The organism is Demequina sp. NBRC 110055, from assembly GCF_002090135.1.
Taxonomy (GTDB): Bacteria; Actinomycetota; Actinomycetes; order Actinomycetales; family Demequinaceae; genus Demequina.
On record NZ_BBRL01000004.1, the window covers coordinates 1167223 to 1183103 of the forward strand.

16 protein-coding genes are annotated in these 15881 nt (G+C 68.8%); 11 read left to right on the top strand and 5 right to left on the bottom strand.

Annotation, left to right across the window (positions count from 1 at the left end; all coding sequences use genetic code 11):
• Positions 1-54: 54 nt before the first annotated feature.
• Positions 55-909 (bottom strand): SDR family oxidoreductase, encoded by an 855-nt coding sequence (locus tag B7K24_RS05400; protein ID WP_084129086.1) that lies wholly within the window; start codon positions 907-909, stop codon positions 55-57.
• A gap of 100 nt (positions 910-1009) precedes the next feature.
• On the opposite strand from B7K24_RS05400, the gene B7K24_RS05405 reads away from it, so the two are divergent.
• The 3 genes from B7K24_RS05405 (at position 1010) to B7K24_RS05415 (ending at position 2042) form a co-directional block, all read left to right on the top strand.
• A complete protein-coding gene (locus B7K24_RS05405; protein ID WP_084129087.1) occupies positions 1010-1390 on the top strand; it encodes a helix-turn-helix domain-containing protein in 381 nt (126 codons plus the stop codon).
• A gap of 128 nt (positions 1391-1518) precedes the next feature.
• The gene (locus tag B7K24_RS05410) at positions 1519-1734 is read left to right on the top strand and encodes a hypothetical protein (protein WP_084129088.1); all 216 of its coding nucleotides are present in this window, start codon (positions 1519-1521) and stop codon (positions 1732-1734) included.
• 86 nt (positions 1735-1820) lie between these two features.
• A complete protein-coding gene (locus B7K24_RS05415) occupies positions 1821-2042 on the top strand; it encodes a hypothetical protein (protein WP_084129089.1) in 222 nt (73 codons plus the stop codon).
• 37 nt (positions 2043-2079) lie between these two features.
• Here the strand turns inward: B7K24_RS05415 and B7K24_RS05420 are convergent, their stop codons facing one another.
• On the bottom strand, positions 2080-2658 hold the full coding sequence (locus tag B7K24_RS05420; RefSeq protein WP_084129090.1) for a low molecular weight phosphatase family protein: 579 nt from the start codon (positions 2656-2658) through the stop codon (positions 2080-2082).
• 30 nt (positions 2659-2688) lie between these two features.
• Positions 2689-3522: a DUF817 domain-containing protein gene (locus tag B7K24_RS05425; RefSeq protein ID WP_084129268.1), complete on the bottom strand. Its 834-nt coding sequence runs from the start codon at positions 3520-3522 to the stop codon at positions 2689-2691.
• An 85-nt stretch (positions 3523-3607) separates the two neighbouring features.
• On the opposite strand from B7K24_RS05425, the gene B7K24_RS05430 reads away from it, so the two are divergent.
• The 8 genes from B7K24_RS05430 (at position 3608) to B7K24_RS05465 (ending at position 12920) form a co-directional block, all read left to right on the top strand.
• Positions 3608-4894: a homoserine dehydrogenase gene (locus tag B7K24_RS05430; RefSeq protein WP_234986559.1), complete on the top strand. Its 1287-nt coding sequence runs from the start codon at positions 3608-3610 to the stop codon at positions 4892-4894.
• Positions 4895-5953, top strand: coding sequence for a threonine synthase (gene thrC, locus B7K24_RS05435; RefSeq protein ID WP_084129092.1), 1059 nt, complete (start codon positions 4895-4897; stop codon positions 5951-5953). It begins immediately after the preceding gene.
• Between the two features lie 29 nt (positions 5954-5982).
• Positions 5983-6882: a homoserine kinase gene (gene thrB, locus B7K24_RS05440; protein WP_307181942.1), complete on the top strand. Its 900-nt coding sequence runs from the start codon at positions 5983-5985 to the stop codon at positions 6880-6882.
• Positions 6883-6891: 9 nt separating this feature from the next.
• The gene (locus B7K24_RS05445; protein WP_084129094.1) at positions 6892-7581 is read left to right on the top strand and encodes a ThuA domain-containing protein; all 690 of its coding nucleotides are present in this window, start codon (positions 6892-6894) and stop codon (positions 7579-7581) included.
• A 60-nt stretch (positions 7582-7641) separates the two neighbouring features.
• A complete protein-coding gene (locus tag B7K24_RS05450; RefSeq protein WP_084129095.1) occupies positions 7642-8343 on the top strand; it encodes a ThuA domain-containing protein in 702 nt (233 codons plus the stop codon).
• A complete protein-coding gene (locus tag B7K24_RS05455; RefSeq protein WP_159449159.1) occupies positions 8340-8948 on the top strand; it encodes an N-acetyltransferase in 609 nt (202 codons plus the stop codon). The genes B7K24_RS05450 and B7K24_RS05455 overlap by 4 nt, the downstream gene beginning before the upstream one ends.
• Before the next feature lie 112 nt (positions 8949-9060).
• Entirely contained in the window at positions 9061-10854 is a 1794-nt protein-coding gene (locus B7K24_RS05460) for an ABC transporter ATP-binding protein (RefSeq protein WP_084129097.1), read from the top strand.
• Complete coding sequence (locus tag B7K24_RS05465) at positions 10854-12920, top strand: ABC transporter ATP-binding protein (protein ID WP_084129098.1); 2067 nt, start codon at positions 10854-10856, stop codon at positions 12918-12920. Before B7K24_RS05460 ends, B7K24_RS05465 begins: the two co-directional genes overlap by 1 nt.
• An 85-nt stretch (positions 12921-13005) precedes the next feature.
• Here B7K24_RS05465 and B7K24_RS05470 read toward each other — a convergent pair whose 3' ends face one another.
• Positions 13006-14067, bottom strand: a complete 1062-nt coding sequence (locus B7K24_RS05470) for an ABC transporter permease (protein WP_084129099.1) — start codon at positions 14065-14067, stop codon at positions 13006-13008.
• Positions 14064-15584, bottom strand: coding sequence for a sugar ABC transporter ATP-binding protein (locus B7K24_RS05475; protein WP_234986560.1), 1521 nt, complete (start codon positions 15582-15584; stop codon positions 14064-14066). The genes B7K24_RS05470 and B7K24_RS05475 overlap by 4 nt, the downstream gene beginning before the upstream one ends.
• Between the last annotated feature and the right edge of the window lie 297 nt (positions 15585-15881).

Consider the following 15881-nt stretch of genomic DNA (forward strand, 5'->3'; position numbering starts at 1 on the left):
CACCGCGGCCCGGCTCCCACGAGGGGGCCGGGCTGCGGTCCTTCCAGACGCGACTTACAGCGCTGCGCGCACCGCGTCCTGCATCGACGTGGGCTCGTGGCCAATGAGGTCCGCGAGGTCAGTCGACTCGGTCTCGAGCTCGCCCTTGGCGATCGAGGCATCGACGCTCGCCCAGAAGCGGGCCGTGCCCTCATCCATGCCCGCCCCCTGAACCATGCCGCCCACGAGTTCGTCGACGCTCACCAGGTGGTGGCGCACGTCCGTGTTGGTTGCGGTGGTGATAGCTTCCGCAAGATTGGTCATCGTGAAGGTGTCGCCACCCAGCTCGTAGGTGGCGCCCTCGGCGTCCTGGAGCGCCGCGACGGCAGCCGCCTCCGCGTAGTCGCTGCGGGTCGCGGCTGACAGGCGCGCGTTGGCGGTCGCGGTCGTGATGGCGCCCTGGGCGAGGTAGCCGGGGATCTGCGCGGTGTAGTTCTCGATGTACCAGGAGTTACGCAGGATCGTGGCAGGGATGGCCGATGCCGCGAGGGCCTCCTCGGTCGCCACGTGTTCGGGGGCGAGCGGGTTGGACGTCTCGCTGGCCCTGATGAGCGACGTGTAGACGATGCGGCTCACGCCAGCCTTCTCGGCCGCGGCGATGACGGCCTGGTGTTGGGGCAGGCGCTTGCCGGGCTCGGAGGCGGACACGAGGACGACGCGGTCCACACCCGCGAGGGCGGCGTCGAGGGTCTCGGGGGCGTCGTAGTCGCCGTGGCGAACGGTGACGCCGCGCTCGGCCAGGTCGGCGGCCTTCGACTCGGTGCGCGCCACGGCGACGATGTCGCCCGCGTCCACGCCGCGGTTCAGGAGGTGCTCGACGATGAGGTGGCCCAGCTGGCCGCTGGCGCCGGTGACGGCAATGGTGGTCATGATGCGTCCTTCCGTAGGGGGAGTTATGCGGATGCTACGCCAATGCTAACGATCAGTAAGTGACTACTTATTCCGCAGTTTCGGACGTATTCTGGGGAGCATGTCGCTCGACTCCGCGCCGGATCAGGCCCTGGTGGCCGATGTCTTCGCGCGGGACTGCACGTCGCGATCCACCTTCGAGGACGTCGCCGACAAATGGCCCTCCCTCATCCTTATCGCGCTTGGCGAGGGAACGCAACGGTTCGGCCAACTTCGCTCCCGCGTCGATGGCGTGAGTGAGCGCATGCTCGCGCAGTCGCTGCGCACCCTCGAGCGCGACGGCATGATCACCCGCACGGCTTACGCTGAGTCGCCGCCACGGGTCGACTACACGCTCACCGATCTCGGGTCCCAGGTCGCCACGCGGCTTCGAGACCTCGCCGACCTGCTTGAGGCCGCCGTGCCCCAGATCGACGAGGCGCGTCAACGCTACGGGAGCTGACCCACGCCACGGCGCGGGGGAGCGCGAGCCCGCCGACGCATCGGCCGCCGGGGAAGGTCTGGCGGCGTCGACGCGTTGACGCGGGCGAGGCGGCACCGTGTCGTCCACCCGACGGAGGGAGCGAGATCATGTCAGACCCCACCGACAAGGATGTTCACGAGGGCACCCAGGCCCTCCAGGACATCGCCGACGAGGTTGAGGCGGAGCGCGAGCGTGGAGGCGCTGGATTAATGCCGGATGATGACACGCCGGCCGACGACGGCGAGACCCGCGAAGACCACGAGGACGACGACGAGGTCGACATCGACGCACCGCCCGGCGCCGCGAACCTCGGGCCGCTGTGAGGCGCTACCTGAGAAGTATCTGAGCGACTCGTGGGCGTTCCCTAGACGTGACCGGCGTTGCCGGACACGGTGGAAAGGAGACCGCCATGTCACTCAAGGATCACGAGGGCACCGACGCCCTGACCCAACTCGCCCAAGAGGTCGAGGAGGAACGACGCGCCAAGGGACGCACCGCCTTTGACGCGCAGGACGAGTCCGAGGACCGTCCCACGGGCGAGACGCGCGCGGACGCGAATGCCGAGGTCGACGACTCCAGCGTCGACCCGGGCGGCGAGAAGATGCCGCCCATTCAGGCGTTCGGCCACTGACGCGCCGCCACTGCGGCGGCCCGGAGCACACCCCCCCTCAGCGCTCCGGGTCGCCGCTTTCGTGCGTCCGGCCCAGCCCGGCCCACTCGGTGAGCGCGGCGAGATCCTTGACAATCTCGTCCATCACGCGGTCGTAGGTGCCCTGGTCGAGCGACCAGGGGTCGTCCAGGCTGCGCAGCGGAGCGGGGTCAGCCTCGCGGGCGGCGTGCAATGCCGCGGCGGCGTTCGCAAGCCGTTCTGCGGCGGTGTCACCGGCAGGTCGCTGAGCCCGCCCGGCGAGTTCTGCCGCCTCCTTGATGCCGAAGACGTGGGGCGCGACGCCGCCCCATTCCGCCTCGATCCACCTGGCGTGTTGCTGCGTCGCCACCAGCACGAGGTCGGCCTGGCTGAGGATGCGCGTGTCGAGTTGGGTGGGCCGATGCCTCGGAATGACAAGCGCGTGGCGCTCGGCCGCGCGGCGCATCGGCTGGGGCACATCCATGCCGATCTCCGCATAGATGCCGGCGCTCGTGACCTCTGCGGCATCGCCCCATTCGCGCCGGGCGAGATAGTGCATCGCGGGGGAGCGGCAGATGTTGCCGGTGCAGACCATGGTGACTCGGGCGGGGCGTGACATGCCACGCAGGCTACGTCACCGTGGCGGTGGCTATCGCCGCGTCACCGTCGCCTCGTCCCCGGCGTGGCCGTAGAACGTGCCCTCGTACTGCTTGAGCGTCGCGACGATGACGAAGCTCAGCGTGACGAGCAGGGCCCAGGAGCCGAGCTTGCCCATGTGGACCGCTTGCCAGAACGCCTCCTGGTCGGGGTACTGCCAGGCGCCAAGGAAGGTGCCCACGTTCTCCGCGAGCCACAGGAAGAAGCCGATGAGCACAAAGGCGACCGCCAGTGGCATGCGCAATCGCGTGTCGCCCAGGCTGTAGTGCACCCACGTGTCCCACATCGCGATCACGAAGAGGACGGCGATGAGCCAGCGCACGTCCCACATCCAGTGGTGCGTGAAGAAGTTGGCGTAGGCCGCGACCGCCAAGATGAGCATGGGCGCGGCGCGGTAGCCGGTAATGCGCAGGTCGAAGCGCCGCCACGCCTGGCACAGGTAGGAGCCCACGGCGGCGTACATGAATCCCGAATACAGGGGCACCCCAGCGATCATCGTCACGCCCTCAGCGGGGTAGGCCCACGAGCCCTGGCTGACCTTGAACAGTTCGAGGCCCAGTCCCAACAGGTGGAAGGCGAAGATGACGCCGACCTCGCGAGTGGTCTCGTACCCCGTCCACCACAGGACGGCGGTGATGGCGAGGCCGGCGACGAGGAGCGCGTCGTAGCGGCCGATGCCGGCGTCGACCAGCTCCGTCACCGCCATCGCCGCGAAGATCGCGATGGCAAACACCAGGCATCGCAGCTGTGTCACCACGAAGAGCCCCAGGAGCCGCAGTTCCGCGTGGGCACGCCTTAGGGCGGGCCGGGTGGAGAAGGCGGTCATCCGCCCATTCAGCACCACGGGCAGGCCGCAGGACAAGAGGCGCACCGCACGAGCCGCCGCCTGTGACCCGTATAGAGTGGGCGCCGTGTCCACCGCCGCAGCTTCCGTCAAGATCGCCATCCTCGGATGCGGGACCGTCGGCACCCAGGTGGTGCGACTCCTCACCGAACAGCGCGACGATCTCTCCGCGCGTGTGGGTGCGCCCGTCGACATCGCGGGCATTTACGTGCGCGACACGTCGGTGCCGCGCGACGCGGTGGTCCCGGTCGACCTACTGACCTCGGACGCCGAGGCGCTGGTCGACTCCGCCGACGTGGTCGTCGAACTCATGGGCGGCGACGAGCCCGCGCGTGCGCTCATTCTGCGCGCGCTCGCGGCCGGCACCGGTGTGGTGACGGCTAACAAGGCGCTGCTCGCCACTCGCGGTGCCGAGCTCTACGAGGCCGCCGACGACGCCGGCGCCGACCTCTACTTTGAGGCCGCCGTCGCGGGGGCGATCCCGTTGGTCCGTCCCGTGCGCGAGTCCCTCGCCGGTGACCACGTTACCCGCATCCTCGGCATCGTCAACGGCACCACCAACTACGTGCTCGACGAGATGACCACCAAGGGTCTCGACTACGCAGATGTGGTCGCGGAGGCTCAGCGGCTGGGCTACGCCGAGGCTGACCCGACCGCCGACGTGGGTGGCCACGACGCCGCCGCGAAGGCCGCCATCCTCGCGTCGCTCGCCTTCCACCAGCGCGTGCACCTCGATGACGTCTACTGCGAGGGCATCACCGCGGTCACCGCGGACGACATCGCGGCGGCCCAGGAGACGGGCCGCGTCATCAAGTTGCTGGCGATTGCCGATCAGGCCGATGCCGGCGTCAGCGTCCGCGTCCATCCCACCTTGCTGCCCGCCTCCCACCCGTTGGCCGGCGTGCGCGGCGCGTTCAACGCGGTGTTCGTCGAAGCCGAGGCGGCAGGCGAGCTGATGTTCTACGGCCAGGGAGCGGGAGGGGCGCCCACGGCATCGGCCGTCCTGGGAGACGTCGTCTCCGTGGCCCGTCACGTCGCCGGCGGCGGCCGCGGCCCGCGCGAATCGAATTATGCGCGTCACGATGTGCTGCCCATCGACGATGCCCAGACGCGCTACGCGGTACGCATGAGCGTGCCCGACCGGCCCGGAGTGCTCGCCCAGGTGGCGCAGATGTTCGCCAACCACGGCGTGGGCATCGAGTCGGTGCGTCAGCAGGCGGGCAAGGGCCATGCGGGCCTCATCCTGTCCTCGCACCGCGCGTCCGAGGCCGCGCTGCGTGCGACGGTCGAGGACCTGCGCGCCTCCGACGCCGTCAATGATGTCTGGTCCGTCCTGAGGATCGAGGGAGAGTAAGTGGCACACGTCTGGCGCGGAGCGATCCGCGAATACCTGGAGCACATGCCGTTCGATGAGGACGATCGCCTCATCTCGCTCGGCGAGGGCGGCACGCCGCTGGTGCATGCGCCGTCGATCTCGGCCGAGGTGGGAGCCGACGTCTTCGTCAAGGTCGAGGGCATGAACCCGACCGGGTCCTTCAAGGACCGCGGCATGACGAGCGCCATCACCCAGGTCGTGAAGGACGGCGACCATACGGTGGTGTGCGCCTCCACCGGCAACACGAGCGCCTCGGCCGCCGCTTACGCCGCCCACGCGGGCCTCAACTGCGTCGTCATGATCCCCCAGGGCAAGATCGCCGCGGGCAAGATGGCGCAGGCCATCGTGCACGGCGCGAAGCTGGTACAGGTCGACGGCAACTTCGACGAGTGCCTCGACATCGTGCGCTCGCTGTCGGAGGAGTACCCCGTCGCGCTCGTGAACTCCGTCAACCCGTATCGCCTGCAGGGTCAGAAGACCGCGGCGTTCGAGATCATCGACCAGCTGGGTGACGCCCCCGACATTCACATGCTCCCCGTGGGTAACGCCGGCAACATCTCGGCGTACTGGATGGGCTTCACGGAGTTCGCCGATGCGGGCCGGGCCACCAAGCGACCCAAGATCTGGGGTGTGCAGGCCGCCGGCGCCGCGCCGTTCGTCGCAGGCCACCCCATCAAGGACCCCGAGACGGTCGCGACCGCGATCCGCATCGGCAAGCCCGCCTCGTGGGACCTTGCCGTCGCCGCGCGCGACGAGTCCGGCGGCTGGATCCGTGCGGTGTCCGACACCCAGATTCTGTCCGCCCAGGCGCGACTCGCGGCCGACGTGGGCGTATTCGTGGAGCCCGCCTCGGCCGCGCCCATCGCGGGTCTGCTGGCCGCCGCGGCGCTCGGTGAGGTGCCGAAGGGCGCCACTATCACGTGCACCGTCACGGGTAACGGACTCAAGGACACCGCGACCGCGCTCGCGGGCCACGAGGTCGAGCCGACCGTGATCCCCGTCGACGTTGCCGCCGCGGCACAGGTCCTGGGGCTGTAACCATGCGGTTGGGCGCCGACCATGTGGTCGTGACCGTTCCCGCGACCGCGGGCAACCTCGGATCCGGCTTCGACTCGCTGGGCCTCGCCCTGGGGCTGGCCGACGAGGTCGAGGTGCGCGCCGTCGCATCGGCCGCCGTTGAGCTGGACATCGAGGGTGAGGGCGCCGACTCGCTGCCGCGCGACGAGTCCCACCTGGTCGTCCGTGCGCTACGCGCCGCGCTCGATCACGTCAACGCGTCGCAGACCGGGCTGTCGATCCGCGCCGTCAACCGCATTCCGCATGGCCGCGGGCTCGGTTCGTCCGCAGCCGCTGTCGTCGCAGGCATCTCCGCGGCGCGCGGACTGATCGCCGAGCCCGAGGCGCTGTCCGCCGAGGTCGCGCTCGAGATCGCGACCCAATTCGAGGGCCACCCCGACAACGCCGCGCCGGCGATCTACGGCGGCGCGACGGTCGCGTGGGTGGGGGAGTCGGGCGCGAAGGCCGCCACGCTGTCGATGGCAGAGGGCATCGAGGCCGCCGTTCTGATCCCCGGATCGACGCTGCCCACCAAGCAGGCGCGCTCCGTCTTGCCCCTGCAGGTGCCCCACGGTGACGCCGCGTTCAACGTGGGCCGCGCCGCGCTGCTGGTGGCCGCGCTCAACGGCCAGCCTGAGCTGCTATTCGAGGGCACGGAGGACCGCCTGCACCAGGGCTATCGCGCCGACGTGATGCCGGCCGCCATGGCGATGATGTCGCACCTGCGCGCACAGGGCCTGGCCGCCGTCGTTTCGGGGGCCGGGCCCTCGGTCTTGGTGCTGGGCACCGACCTCGCCGCGCATGGCCTGAAGTCCGGCATGCCCCAGTGGGCGCGCGGCATCGGCGACGAGAACTGGCGCGTGGTGCACACGGTTGAGCGGGTGCCCGGAGCTACCACCCACCGGGTGTAGCGCGCCGCCATGTCCCGCTGCCTCATTGTCCGCGGTGGCTGGCCTGGGCACGACCCGGTCGCGCAGACCGAGGCGATGGTCGCCCCGATCGAGGATCTGGGCTTCGCGGTCGACGTCGAGGAGAGCCCGGCGGTCTACGCGGACGCGGACCGTATGGCCTGTTACGGCCTCATCGTTCAGGCGGTGACGAACGGCACCATCACCGATGAGCAGTCTGCAGGGCTGCGAGCGGCGGTAGTCGCCGGCGCGGGTCTCGCCGGATGGCATGGCGGCCTCATCGCCGCGTACCGCGGCCAGTTGGACTACCTGCAGATGCTCGGGGCACAGTTTGTCGCACACCCTGGACCGCCAGACACTGCTCCGGGTTCGCCGCCCTTCCGGCGCTACCGCGTGACTCCCACGGCCGCAGGCGCGTCTCACCCGATCACCGCAGGCGTGGACGCGTTCGAGGTCGTGACCGAGCAGTACTGGGTCCTCGCCGACGGCCTCAACGAGGTGCTCGCGACCGCGACGATGGTGGCGGAGATGGGCGACGAGTGGGATGCGCCGGTGACGATGCCGGTGGTGTGGACGCGACGCTGGGGTCGGGGGCGCATCTTCGTCCACACGCTTGGCCACGACATGGAGACACTCCTGCGCCCCGAGGTCGAGCACGTGATCCGCTGCGGCCTCGCCTGGGCGGCGCGGACAGCGGGCTAGCGAGGCCACCCGTGTGCCGCCCTATGATGGGCGCGTTCGCACCGCCGCGAAAGGGGACGCATGACGAGGGCCTGCTTGATTGTCCGAGGGGGATGGCCGGGACACGACCCGGTGGCGTCCACCGACCACTTCCTGCCCGCGCTCGATCGCATGAACTTTCGGGTCGAGATCGAGGACACTCCCGAGATCTATGCCGACGCCGATGCGATGGCGCGTTACGACCTCATCGTTCAATCGGTCACCATGGGAAGCGCCACCGTCGATGAGGTCGAAGGCCTGCGCGCCGCCGTCGCGGCGGGTGCCGGTCTCGCCGGCTGGCATGGCGGCCTTATCGATTCGTTCCGCAATGCGCCCGACTACCTGCAGTTGACGGGAGCCCAGTTCGCCGCTCACCCCCATGCGCCCGAGGACCGGGGCCGCACCGATGTCGACCCGTATCGGGACTACACGGTCCACGTCACCGATGCCGGGGCCGTGCACCCGATCACTGCCAGCCTGGACGACTTCGCCGTCAGTACCGAGCAGTACTGGGTGCTGACGGACTCCCTCAACGAGGTACTGGCCACTTGCAAGCTCGTGCCCGGCGACGGAGACGAGTGGTCGCGGCCGCTGACCATGCCTGTCGCGTGGACCCGGCAGTGGGGTGAGGGACGCATCTTCGCCACGACCCTCGGCCACACCGTGGAGCTGCTGCAGATGCCGCAGGTCAGCGCGCTGATCGAGCGCGGCATGGACTGGGCGGCACGGGACCAGCGCCTGTGATCGCCGCCTCTTCACCGGTCCATCCAGCCATTCGCGAGGCCGGCGCCGGCGACGCCGCCGCCATCGCGAGAATCTGTCGCCTCACCGGCGACGCGGGGGCCGATGCCACCGGCCACCACAGCGACGACACCGCGCTCGCGGACGTCTACGCCACGCCCTACCTCCACGGCCCCGCCTGCTTCGCGCTCGTGTGGGACGAGGGCGACGGTCCGCTGGGCTATGTGCTGGGTACCGCGGACACCCGCGCGTTTCAGACATGGTTCACCCAGACCTGGTGGCCCTCGGTCGCCGACCGCCACGCGCTCGTGACCGAGGCGGACGAGAAGCTCCTGCGCAGCGCCGCCGACCATGGCCGCATGCTCCTCGAGGTGATCGAGGACTTTCCCGCCCACCTCCATATCGACCTCTTGCCCGAGGCGCAGGGGAGGGGAGCCGGCCGCGCGCTCATCGAGGCGGCGTGCGGTGTGCTCGCTCACAGCGGCGCCAGGGGCGTCCACCTCGGTATCGACCCGCGCAACGACGGCGCTCGCGCGTTCTACCCGCGCGTGGGGTTCACTCCCGTCTCGGAGGCAGACCCGGACACGTTCGTTCGCTCCTTGCCGTAGCAGGGCAGGGCGGCACGCTGGTAGCGAACGGAAGTCCCGCGCGGGCCACGCACCAGGCGCGACAGTTCTACTGTGAACTCATGACCATCACACGCATGTGCGAGGCGGCCGCATGACGGCCGTCGCCACGCGCGCCAGCACCGGCGGCGCGAAGGACGACGAGAAGACGAAGGGCGCCCTGTGGCCGCTGCTCGTCGCATCGGCCAAGCCCTACTGGAAGCTGCTCCTCGGAGTGGTGATCTTCCAAGGCGCGCAGGCGGTGTGCAACCTGTACCTGCCCAGTCTCAACGCGTCGATCATCGACGACGGCGTCGCGACCGGGGACATCCCCTATATCTGGCAGGTGGGCGGCATCATGCTCGCCCTGTCGCTGCTGCAGATCGCGTTCGCGATCACCGGCGTGTACTTCGGCGCCAAGGTCGCGATGGCCGTGGGTCGCGACCTGCGCGCGAACATCTTCAGGCGCGTCGGCTCGTTCAGCGAGAACGAGGTGCAGCGCTTCGGCGCCCCCAGCCTCATCACCCGCTCCACCAACGACGTGCAGCAGGTTCAGATGCTGGTCCTCATGGGCTGCACGCTGCTCGTGACGGCGCCTTTCATGGCCATCGGCGGCGTGTTCATGGCGCTGCACCAGGACGCCACGCTGTCGTGGATCCTCGTGATCGCCATCCCTTTGCTGCTGATCGCCGTGATCGCGATCATTTCGCGCATGGTGCCCCACTTCCAGCGCATGCAAAAGCGCATCGACGCCATCAACCGCGTCATGCGTGAGCAGCTCACGGGCATCCGCGTGGTGCGCGCCTTCGTGCGTGAGCGCGAGGAGACGGCGCGTTTCGCCCAGGCCAACGACAAGGTCACCGAGTCCGCTCTGAAGGCCGGCCGCCTGATGGCCGCGATGTTCCCCATCGTCATGCTCATCATGAACGTCTCCTCGGTCGCGGTGCTGTGGTTTGGTGCCGAGCGCGTCGAGAACGGTCAGATGCAGGTGGGGGCGCTGACCGCGTTCCTGACTTACATCATCCAGATCCTCATGTCGGTGATGATGGCCACGTTCCTGTTCGTGATGATCCCGCGCGCCTCCGTCTCGGCCGACCGCATCAGCGAGGTGCTGTCGACCGACAGCACCGTCGTCCAGGCGGCCGATGCCACCCGTACCTTTGCGCAGCGCGGCACCGTGGTCTTTGACGACGTCACGTTCGCCTACCCTGGCGCCGAGGAGCCCGTGCTGAAGCACGTGTCCTTCACCGCCACGCCGGGCACGACGACCGCGATCATCGGCTCGACCGGCGCGGGCAAGTCCACCCTGGTGGGCCTGGTGCCGCGCCTGTACGACGCGACAGACGGCACCGTCAGCATCGACGGTGTGGATCTACGCGAGGCGGACCTCGAGACGCTGTGGACCCGCATCGGCCTGGTGCCGCAGCGCCCGTACCTGTTCTCCGGCACGGTCGGCTCCAACCTGCGCTACGGCAAGGAGGACGCGACCGATGAGGAGATCTGGGAGGCGCTGCGCGTCGCCCAGGGCGAGGACTTCGTGAAGGCTATGCCGGACGGCCTCGACACCCCCATGGCACAGGGCGGCACGACGGTGTCGGGCGGCCAGCGCCAGCGCCTGTCCATCGCGCGTGCGCTGATCCGCAAGCCCGAAATCCTGCTCTTCGACGACTCGTTCAGCGCGCTCGACACCGCGACCGATGCCCGCCTACGCGCGGCGCTGAAGACGGCGGCGGCCGATGCCACGGTCATCGTGGTCGCCCAGCGCGTCAGCTCGATCCAGGACGCCGACCTCATCTTGGTGATCGAGGACGGCGAGATCGTGGACCGCGGTACGCATGACGAGCTGCTCGCGACCTCGCCCACCTATCAAGAAATCGTCAGTACCCAGCTACGGGCGGAGGAGGCGTGATGGCCAAGCAGGACAAGACCACCGCGCCGGTGCAGGACGCCGACACCAAGGCCGCGGCCCGTGCACGTCCGCGCGGCGGCGGCCCGGGCCCGATGGGTGGGGCGGGCATGCCCACCGAGAAGGCGATGAACTTCAACGCCTCCCTCAAGCGCCTCTTCGGCGAACTCGCGCCGGAGCGTGCGCTGGTGGCCGTCGTCATCTTGCTCGGCGCTGCATCGGTGACGCTCGCAGTGATCGGCCCCAAGATCCTCGGCAACGCCACCACGGTGATCTTCGAGGGCTTGGTGACGGGCACCGGCATCGACTTCGACAGCCTCCACCGCATCCTGCTGTGGGTGGTCGTGATCTATGTCGCCTCGTCCCTGTTGTCGCTGGCCCAGGGCTACATCCTCAACGGCGTGACGCAGCGCACCGTCTACCGGCTGCGCGAACGCGTCGAGACCAAGATCCACCGCCTGCCCCTGAGCTACTTCGACAAGCATCAGCGCGGAGAGCTCCTCAGCCGCGTCACTAACGACATCGACAACGTGTCCCAGACGCTGCAGCAGACCCTGAGCCAGCTGTTTACCTCGGTGCTCACGGTGATCGGCGTGCTCGTGATGATGTTCGTGATCTCGCCGGTGCTCGCGCTGGTCACCCTCGTGTCGATCCCGTTGACGCTGATCATCGTCACCCAGGTCGCCAAGCGCTCGCAGGTGAAGTTCGTCGCGCAATGGAAGCACACTGGAGAGCTCAACGGCCAGATCGAGGAGACCTACACCGGCCACTCGCTCGTGAAGGTGTTCGGCCGCCAGGCCCGCACGCAGGAGGAGTTCGACGCGAAGAACGAGGAGCTCTACCAGGCCTCCTTCGGCGCGCAGTTTATCTCCGGCATCATCATGCCCGCCACGATGTTCGTGGGGAACCTCGTCTACGTGGCCGTGGCCGTGGTCGGCGGTGTGATGGTGGCCAACGGCTCGCTGCCCATCGGCGACATCCAGGCGTTCATTCAGTACACCCGCCAGTTCCAGCAGCCGCTCAGCCAATTGGGCTCGATGTTCAACCTGTTGCAGTCGGGCGTCGCGTCGGCCGAACGCGTCTTCGAACTACTCGACGCCGACGACCAGAGCGACGACCTCGACCCCGCCGACACCCCGGCGCAGTTCCGCGGCCGCCTCGAGTTCGAGGACGTGAGGTTCTCTTACGAGGAGGACAAGCCGCTGATCACGGGGCTGTCGATGGTCGCGGAGCCGGGCAAGACGGTCGCGATCGTGGGGCCCACGGGCGCGGGCAAGACCACACTCGTGAACCTCATCATGCGCTTCTACGAGCTCGACGGCGGCCGCATCACGCTCGACGGCACGGACATCGCGCAGATGACCCGCGACGACCTCCGCCAGCGCACGGGCATGGTGTTGCAGGACGCGTGGCTGTTTGGCGGCACCATCCGCGACAACATCGCGTACGGTCGCCCCACGGCCACGGAAGAGGAGATCCTCGACGCCGCGAAGGCCGCGTACGTGGACCGCTTCGTGCACTCGCTGCCCGAGGGCTACGACACGGTCCTGGACGACGACGCGACCAACGTGTCGGTGGGTGAGCGTCAGCTCATCACCATCGCGCGCGCCTTCGTGGCGCGGCCCAGTGTGCTGATCCTCGACGAGGCCACCAGCTCCGTCGACACGCGCACCGAGCTGCTCGTCCAGCAGGCCATGGCCGACCTGCGCAAGGACCGCACCAGCTTCGTCATCGCGCACCGCCTGTCGACCATCCGCGACGCCGATCTCATCCTCGTCATGGAGCACGGCGACATCGTGGAGCAGGGCAGCCACGACGAGCTGATCGCCGCGCACGGCGCCTATGCGAGGCTCTATGAGGCGCAGTTCGCGGCGCCGGTCGACGACGTCGACGACCCGCTCGGTGGCGGCATCAGTGACGAGGCTCTCGAGGAGCCGGCCGATGCGACGGTCGCCCCGATTCCCCCGGCTCCGGTCGAGGAGGGCGTCGTCCCTGAGGCGGCGCTACCGCAGGACTCACGGGTAACGGACCCCGAGCCGCGCGAGGGTGGGGGCGCGGCGAAGGCGTAAGCCACGGCATCGGCCATCCGGACCGGCAACGACGAAGACCGCCGCCCCCTCACGGGGCGGCGGCCTTCGCGCGAAGGTGGTGGCGTTAGCCTCCCGAGCCGGTGGACTCGCGGTTGGCGAAGCGCTGCTGCAGCATGACCGCGACGACGATGATGACGCCGCGCGCGACCAGCTGCACCGAGGACGACAGGTTGTTCTGGGTGAACACGTTGCTCAGCGTCGCGAACAGCAGCACGCCCAGGACGGTGCCGCCGATGGTGCCGCGGCCGCCGATCAGCAGCGTGCCGCCGACCACCACCGCGGCGATCGCGTCGAGTTCGTAGAGCATGCCATGCGTCGACGTGCCAGCTGTGGTGCGGGCCAGGGTCATGGTGGCGCCGATGCCCGCGCACGCGCCGGCGATCATGTACAGGTACACGGTGTGGCGCTTCACGGCGACGCCGGCGAGGCGGGCGGCGGTTTCGTTGCCACCGATCGCGACGGTGCGGCGGCCGAACGTGGTGCGGTTGAGGACGAACCAACCGGCGAGCGAGACGAGCGCGAAGATCCACACCACCCACGAGACACCCAACAGGTCGCCGCGGAAGAAGTCGAGGAAGCCGTTGTTCGTGACGACCTGTGTGGAGCGTTGCGAGATGAGCTCGGCGAGGCCGCGCGCGGCGGCAAGCATGGCGACGGTCGCGATGAAGGCGACCACCTTGCCGTAGGCGATGATGAAGCCATTGGTCAGTCCCGCGAGAACGCCCACGGCGATGGCGACGAACACCATGAGAGGCCAGAAGCCCTCGGAGGCGGTCTGGATCGCGCCCAGCGATGCGACAACAGAGGACAGGCCCAGCACCGAGCCGACCGACAGGTCGATGCCGCCGGCCGTAATGACGAACGTCATGCCGATCGACACCACGCCGATGACGGAGGCGTAGCGCAGGATCACGAACATGTTGTCGACGTTCATGAAGTTCTCGCCCGCGGTGATGGCACCGATGACGATCAGCAGGATCAACGCGACCACGAGGCCGATGCTGCGGCCGGCGGGGCCGCTGAAGAACTGCTTGAGGGGGTTGGCCTTGGGGGCGGAGCCCGCCGGGTCACCGGCGTTCTCGGTCGCCCCGGGGCGAGGCGCTGGGGTGGTGGTCTGCTCGCTCACGCGGCACTTCCCTTCATGACCATGTCGAGCACGCCGTGCTCGTCGATGTCGGCGGTGGAACGCTCGGCGAGCACGTGCCCGTCGGCGATGATGAGGGCACGGTCGGCCAGGCCCAAGACCTCTTCGATCTCCGAGGAGACGACGAGGATGGCGGTGCCGGCGGCCGCAAGGTCGCGGATCAGCCCGTAGATCTCCACGCGGGCGCCCACGTCGACGCCCCGGGTGGGCTCGTCGAGGACCAGCACCTTGGTGCCGTGGATGAGCCAGCGCGCGAGCATGATCTTTTGCTGGTTGCCGCCCGACAGGGTGCGAGTGATGCGGTTCGGCTCGGCGGGACGCAGCTCGAGGGCCTTCATCTGCTCTTCGGTGGCGCGGCGCTCGGCGGCCTCGTCGAGCAGGCCGGCCTTCGCGAAGCGGCTGAACGTCGACAGCGTCGCATTGCGGTAGATAGGCTCCTCGAGCAGCAGGCCCTGGCTCTTGCGCTCCTCGGGGGACAGGCCCATGTCCGCGGCGACGGCCGCTCCGACGGAACCCGGCTTGAGGCGCCGACCGCCGACGGAGACGGTGCCGGAGGTGGGCTTGCGGTGGCCGTAGATGGTCTCGAGGATCTCCGAGCGGCCCGAGCCGACGAGTCCGGCGAGCCCGACGACCTCGCCCGCGCGCACGGTGAGGCTGACATCCTCGAAGACACCCGCGAGGGTGAGGCCTTCGACCTCGAGCACCACGGGCGCGTCATCGGCGATGGGGGCGCGCTGGGGGAAGACGTGCGCGACGTCCGTGCCCGTCATGAGGGGAATCAGCTCGCGCGGGGGAGTCTGGGCGACCGGTAGGTTCGAGCCGACCGACGCGCCGTCCTTGAGCACGGTGATGCGGTCGCCGATGCGCTCGATCTCCTCGAGCCTGTGCGAGATGTAGATGACGGCGATGCCCTGCGAGGTGAGCTCGTCGACCACGCGGAAGAGGTTATTGACCTCCTCCGAGTCCAGCACGGCGCTGGGCTCGTCCATGATCATCAGCTTGATGTCGTGCGACAAGGCCCGAGCCATGGACACAATCTGCTTGTTGGCGGGCGACAGCGTCCCCACTTCGCGTGAGGGGGAGAGCTGAGGGTGCCCCAGGCGCTTCATCAGGTCGCGCGTGCGCTTGGCTGCCTCGCGCCGGCTAAGGACGCCGCCGCGCGCCAACTCGTGGCCCAGGTAGATGTTCTCGGCGATCGAGAGGCCGTCGACCACGTCGAGTTCCTGGTACATCGTGGCGATGCCCAGTTCGAGCGCGGCGACGGGATTCTCGATCGTCACCGGCTCGCCGTTCCACACGATCTCGCCCTCGTCGGGCTGGTGTGCTCCCGACAAGGTCTTGATCAGGGTCGACTTGCCGGCGCCGTTCTGGCCGAGCACGCAATGCACCTCTCCAGGGAGGACCTGGAGGTCGACTCCCTTGAGCGCGCGGGCGCTGCCAAAGGTCTTTACGAGGCCCCGAACCTCGAGTAATGACACGGGGTGGTCGTCTTCGATCACGCGATGAACATAACACGGGGTCCTAGAGCCCTCGCAAGGGGGGTGTGGCTGGAGTTCAGCCACGGCGTCGGCCGGATCTCCATCGTTGTGGTGCTGTTTACCAGGGTAAATGACCGACTCTGCCCCGAGGGCGGCGGGACGGTCGTTGCCGAATCGTTATGACGAGGGACAAACAAAAGTTGCACACATGGCGCCAAACCCTGCTAGCGTGCGAGTGTCAGTGTGGACATCAGCAGCCCTCTCCCGAGGATGAGAGAGGCCCTGAGAAGCCGCATCGCTGGCAACGACGACAGTGAT

Bases quoted from the DNA above. Each gene is read 5' to 3' on its own strand.
- B7K24_RS05400 (WP_084129086.1), bottom strand. From the start codon at position 909: ATGACCACCATTGCCGTCACCGGCGCCAGCGGCCAGCTGGGCCACCTC.
- B7K24_RS05405 (WP_084129087.1), top strand. From the start codon at position 1,010: ATGTCGCTCGACTCCGCGCCGGATCAGGCCCTGGTGGCCGATGTCTTC.
- B7K24_RS05410 (WP_084129088.1), top strand. From the start codon at position 1,519: ATGTCAGACCCCACCGACAAGGATGTTCACGAGGGCACCCAGGCCCTC.
- B7K24_RS05415 (WP_084129089.1), top strand. From the start codon at position 1,821: ATGTCACTCAAGGATCACGAGGGCACCGACGCCCTGACCCAACTCGCC.
- B7K24_RS05420 (WP_084129090.1), bottom strand. From the start codon at position 2,658: ATGTCACGCCCCGCCCGAGTCACCATGGTCTGCACCGGCAACATCTGC.
- B7K24_RS05425 (WP_084129268.1), bottom strand. From the start codon at position 3,522: ATGACCGCCTTCTCCACCCGGCCCGCCCTAAGGCGTGCCCACGCGGAA.
- B7K24_RS05445 (WP_084129094.1), top strand. From the start codon at position 6,892: ATGTCCCGCTGCCTCATTGTCCGCGGTGGCTGGCCTGGGCACGACCCG.
- B7K24_RS05450 (WP_084129095.1), top strand. From the start codon at position 7,642: ATGACGAGGGCCTGCTTGATTGTCCGAGGGGGATGGCCGGGACACGAC.
- B7K24_RS05460 (WP_084129097.1), top strand. From the start codon at position 9,061: ATGACGGCCGTCGCCACGCGCGCCAGCACCGGCGGCGCGAAGGACGAC.
- B7K24_RS05465 (WP_084129098.1), top strand. From the start codon at position 10,854: ATGGCCAAGCAGGACAAGACCACCGCGCCGGTGCAGGACGCCGACACC.